Here is a 5,105-nt window from a genome sequence, read left to right as displayed (position 1 = left end):
GGACGCTCCGGATGCGACGGCGTCACACGCAGCGGCGACAGTGACACGAAGTCACACGCCACACGGCCGGCCTGGTCCAGCTGCTGCTGATCATGGGTGGAGGCAGACAGCCACTTGTTGGCGGCAATCGGACGCTCGCCCTTTTCCGCCAGCTCCGCCAGACGCACGCTGGTCAGGTGGATACCATCCGCATCGACCTTGTCGAGCATGGACGGTTCAGCGTTGAGCAGCAGACGAGCACCACGCGCATGACAGATCGCCAGCGCCTTCTCGGCACGCGCGATATAGGCCGCCTCATCCAGCTCCTTGGCGCGCAGCTGGACCAGACGCACGCCGTCCTCATCCAGCGCACGCGTCAGACGCGTCTCGAAGACGCCCTCATCGGCCTCTTCCGGCGTGATCAGATACTCGCGCGGCAGCGAGACCGCCCGCAGAATCGGCAGATTCGCCGCCGGGAAGGCGTACTTGTAGAGATCCTCGATCTCGACCCAGCGCACTGCCTGCCCTTCACGGCCAAAGGGTTCGCCAGTGAACTGACGCGTTTCCCACACATCCAGCAGGATGTGCTTGTCCGGGTATTCGTGATGAATACGGATCAGCGGCTGAGCACGAATGATCTCGATGCCCAGCTCTTCGCACAGCTCACGCTTGAGCGCTTCCAGACCGGTTTCGTAAGGCGCCAGCTTGCCACCCGGAAACTCCCACAAGCCGCCCTGATCCACCGTCGAGGGACGACGTGCAATCAGGACCTGGCCCTGTTCGTTTAAGATGGCGGCAGCCGCCACGTGAACCCTTCGCTTCGGCATGATGCCTGTACCTTTGACTCGCGTTGTACATCCGACTCCGCCTCGAGAGGCGAAGCCTGCGGGAGATATTGCATTACCGTTTCAGCACAAGCCTCCGCCCTGGGGCGTCAGCTACGATAATCAGCGTTGATCGAGACGTAATCGTGGGACAGATCCGATGTCCAGATGCGAGCTTCCTGCTGTCCACGTCCCAGGCGGATGCCGATCACCAGCTCTTCCTCGGCCATGGCGGCACTGCCGGCGGCTTCGGTGTAACTGTCGGCACGGCCGCCCTGTTCGACGATGGTGACGCCATTGAGCGTGATCGCGACACCCGTGACGTCCAGCTCTTCCAGCGGCGCACGTCCAACGGCCGCCAGAATGCGACCCCAGTTGGCGTCGCTGGCATAGAGCGCTGTCTTGACCAGCGGCGAGTGCGCGACGGTAAAGCCGACGGCACGCGCCTCTTCCTGTGAACGCGCCTCGCTGACCTCGATGGTGACGAACTTGGTCGCCCCCTCGCCATCACGAATGATGGCCTGAGCCAGCTCGAGCATGACCTCCGCCAGGGCGGCCTCGAACGCGATCAGGTCTTCACCCTCGACGCGCCCGGCCTGCCCCGTGACAGCCAGCATGCAGGCGTCATTGGTGGAGGTATCGGAATCGACGGTGATGCTGTTGAAGCTCTTGACCACCACCCGGCGCAGCATGGCGTCGAGAGCCGCCTGATCGATGGCGAGATCAGCATCGGTGGCCACGAAACCCAGCATGGTCGCCATGTTCGGGCAGATCATGCCGGAGCCCTTGGAGACACCGGCCAGCGTCACGCTCTCGCCATTGCTCAGCGTCAGTGTCCGCCAGCTGCCCTTGGGCCGCGTATCGGTGGTCATGATGCCATGCGCCGCGGCAGACCAGTCGCCCTCGCCCAGGTCGGCAAAGGCTGTCGGCAACGCCGCCGTCAGGCGATCCATCGGCAGCGGTTCACCGATCACGCCGGTCGAGAACGGCAATACTGCCTTTGCATCACAGCCGGCGATCTCCGCCAATGCCTGGCAGGTCGCGCGAGCATCGGTCATGCCCTGCTCGCCAGTCCCCGCATTGGCATTGCCGGTGTTGATCACCAGATAACGCGGCCCGTCGACGCCTGCCGTGAGGTGCTCACGTGCGACATGGACCGGTGCCGCACAGAAGGCGTTGCGGGTAAAAGTGCCTGCAAGACGCGACCCTGCCTCGAGGGCCATGATCACCAGATCACGACGACCCGGCTTCTTGATACCGGCTTCAGCAACCCCGATCTGAAAGCCGGCAATCGCCGGCATGTCAGCGGGAAAAGTGGAAGGCCCTACCGCCATCGCTCACGTCTCCAATCATGGTGTTCTGTGACAACTGCTCCCTGCGAGCCGAATCGACGTGACGCGCAGGGAGGCTGTTTGGCGCAGTGTCAGCTCAGCTTGCCGTGGCACTGCTTGTATTTCTTGCCGGAACCGCACGGGCACGGGTCGTTGCGGCCGACCTTGGGCACATCGCGGCGCATCGGCTCGCCATCGCCCTGGGCCTGAGGCTGCGCACCGTACTGTGCCTCGACGACCTCTTCGGCCGCCTGGACACCGTCTTCACTGACCGCATCTTCATCGATACGTCGCGTTTCGGCGCTGGCCTGCTCGCGCTCGAGGTTGGCACGACGCTCTTCTTCCAGCGTGTCGACCTCTTCCTGGCGACGCACCTGCACGTGGCTGAGAATCCGCACCACGTCGGACTTGATGTTGACCAGCAGCGTCTGGAACTGCTCGAACGCTTCGCGCTTGTATTCCTGCTTCGGGTTCTTCTGGGCATAACCGCGCAGGTGGATACCACGACGCAGGTTGTCCATCGCCTGCAGGTGCTCCTTCCAGCGCGTATCCAGCACCTGAAGCATGACCTGCTTCTCGAAGCGGCGCATCAGCTCAGGGCCAACGGCCTCGACCTTGTCGGCATAAAGCGCTTCATGGGCAGCCTGCAGACGTTCACGCAGCGTTTCCTCATGGAAGTGCTCGTCCTCTTCCGCCCACTGCACCAGCGGCAGGTCGAGGTTAAAGTCGGTCTTGAGGTCGTTCTCGAGGCTCGGCAGGTCCCACTGTTCCGGCAGGCTCTGCGGCGGCACACGCAGGGAGATGGCGTCATCGAGCACCTCGCGACGGATGCCGGCGATGTTCTCGGCGATCTCGTCGGCTTCGAGGATGTCGTTGCGCTGCTCATAGATCACGCTGCGCTGGTCGTTGGCGACATCATCGTACTCGAGCAGCTGCTTGCGCACGTCGAAGTTGCGACCCTCGACCTTCTTCTGCGCGCGCTCGACGGCATTGGAGACCATCTTGTGCTCGATGGCTTCGCCCTTCTCGAGCCCCAGCGCACCCATCAGACGCTGAACGCGGTCAGAGCCGAACAGGCGCATCAGACTGTCTTCCAGCGACAGGAAGAAGCGCGTGGAGCCCGGGTCACCCTGGCGACCGGCACGACCGCGCAGCTGGTTGTCGATACGGCGTGATTCGTGACGCTCGGAGCCGATCACGTGCAGACCGCCCGCGGCCAGCACGGCTTCGTGACGCTCCTGCCAGCCATGCTTGATCTCGTTGATCTGCTCTTCGGTCGGCGCTTCCAGCTCGGCAAGCTCGGCTTCCCAGTTGCCGCCCAGCATGATGTCGGTACCACGACCGGCCATGTTGGTGGCGATGGTCACGGCGCCCGGACGACCCGCCTGGGCGATGATGGCGGCCTCGCTGACGTGCTGCTTGGCGTTCAGGACGTGATGCTTGACGCCTGCCTTGTGCATCATCTGCGACAGCAGCTCGGAGGTCTCGACCGAGGCGGTACCCACCAGCACCGGGCGACCTTCCGCGACCTTCTCGCGGGCGTCCTCGATGATGGCGTTGAACTTCTCTTCCGCGGTCAGATAGACCAGATCATTCATGTCCTTGCGCGCGATGGGCTTGTTGGTCGGGATGACCATCACGTCGAGGTTGTAGATCTGACGGAATTCGAAGGCCTCGGTATCGGCCGTACCGGTCATGCCGGACAGCTTGTCGTAGAGACGGAAGTAATTCTGGAAGGTCGTGGATGCCAACGTCTGGCTTTCCTTCTGGATGGCAACGCCTTCCTTGGCCTCGACCGCCTGGTGCAGGCCTTCAGACCAGCGACGACCGACCATGGTACGCCCGGTGTGCTCATCGACGATGACCACTTCGCCGTTGTTGACGATGTAATCCACGTCACGCACGAACAGGTTCTGGGCACGCAGCGCAGAGTGCACGTGGTGCAGCAGGCTCAGGTTCTGGGCCGCATACAGGGAATCCTCTTCCCCGAGCAGCTCCTGGGCACGCAGCAGCGCCTCGACCTTCTGGTGACCGAACTCGGTCAGCTCGACCTGCTTCTGCTTCTCATCGAGGGTGAAGTCGCCGCTTTCCGGATCTTCCTCATCGCTGCACTGCTCGAGCTCGCGCGCCATGCGATCGATGATCTTGTAGAGGTCGGTATTCTCTTCCACCGGACCGGAGATGATCAGCGGCGTGCGCGCCTCATCGATCAGGATGGAGTCGACCTCATCGATGATGGCGAAGTGCAGCTTGCGCTGGACCTTGTCTTCCAGCGAGAAGGCCATGTTGTCGCGCAGGTAATCGAAACCGTATTCGTTGTTGGTGCCGTAGGTGATATCGGCCTGATAGGAGGCGCGCTTGTCTTCATTGGGCTGGCCGGAGTAGATGACACCGACACTCAGGCCGAGGAATTCATACAGCGGACGCATCCAGTTGGCATCACGGGTGGCCAGATAGTCGTTGACCGTCACCACGTGAACGCCTTCGCCGGTCAGTGCGTTCAGGTAGACCGCCAGCGTCCCCACCAGCGTCTTGCCCTCACCGGTCTTCATCTCGGCGATGCGACCTTCGTGCAGCGCCATGCCGCCGACCATCTGGGTATCGAAGTGACGCATGCCCATGATGCGCTTGCTGGCCTCACGCACGGTCGCGAAGGCTTCCGGCAGCAGCTTGTCGAGGTGTTCCCCCTGCGCGAGACGCTCGCGGAATTCCGCGGTCTTGGCTGTCAGCGCCTCATCGGAGAGCGGCTCAAGCTCGCTCTCGAGCGCATTGATCGCGTTGACCCGCTTGCGCAGGCGCTTCACTTCGCGATCATTCTTGGAACCCACTACCTTGGTCAGGAATTTACCCAGCATATTCTGTCCTTGTACGTGACCCGGGGTCGGGTCACGCCTTCACATATCATGACACTCAAGCGCTGCCGCCAAACGCGATGACAGGGCAGCTCGATGTGGCCCGGGGCCCATCAGGC

3 protein-coding genes are annotated in these 5,105 nt (G+C 62.7%); all 3 read right to left on the bottom strand.

What is annotated here, in order from left to right; all coding sequences use genetic code 11:
• A partial coding sequence (locus AC4FAH_RS13100) for a Nudix family hydrolase (RefSeq protein WP_490246172.1) occupies positions 1–806 on the bottom strand: 806 nt, incomplete at its 3' end.
• A 107-nt stretch (positions 807–913) separates the two neighbouring features.
• Positions 914–2,137, bottom strand: a complete 1,224-nt coding sequence (gene argJ, locus AC4FAH_RS13095) for a bifunctional glutamate N-acetyltransferase/amino-acid acetyltransferase ArgJ (RefSeq protein ID WP_279839037.1) — start codon at positions 2,135–2,137, stop codon at positions 914–916.
• Between the two features lie 89 nt (positions 2,138–2,226).
• Positions 2,227–4,989: a preprotein translocase subunit SecA gene (gene secA, locus AC4FAH_RS13090; RefSeq protein WP_286987193.1), complete on the bottom strand. Its 2,763-nt coding sequence runs from the start codon at positions 4,987–4,989 to the stop codon at positions 2,227–2,229.
• Positions 4,990–5,105 lie beyond the last annotated feature (116 nt).

The sequence above is a fragment of the Cobetia sp. genome (assembly GCF_983723665.1).
This window is presented reverse-complemented; position numbering and strand designations above follow the sequence as displayed.

Coding starts and splice junctions, on each gene's coding strand:
- argJ (WP_279839037.1), bottom strand. CDS start 2,137: ATGGCGGTAGGGCCTTCCACTTTTCCCGCTGACATGCCGGCGATTGCC.
- secA (WP_286987193.1), bottom strand. CDS start 4,989: ATGCTGGGTAAATTCCTGACCAAGGTAGTGGGTTCCAAGAATGATCGC.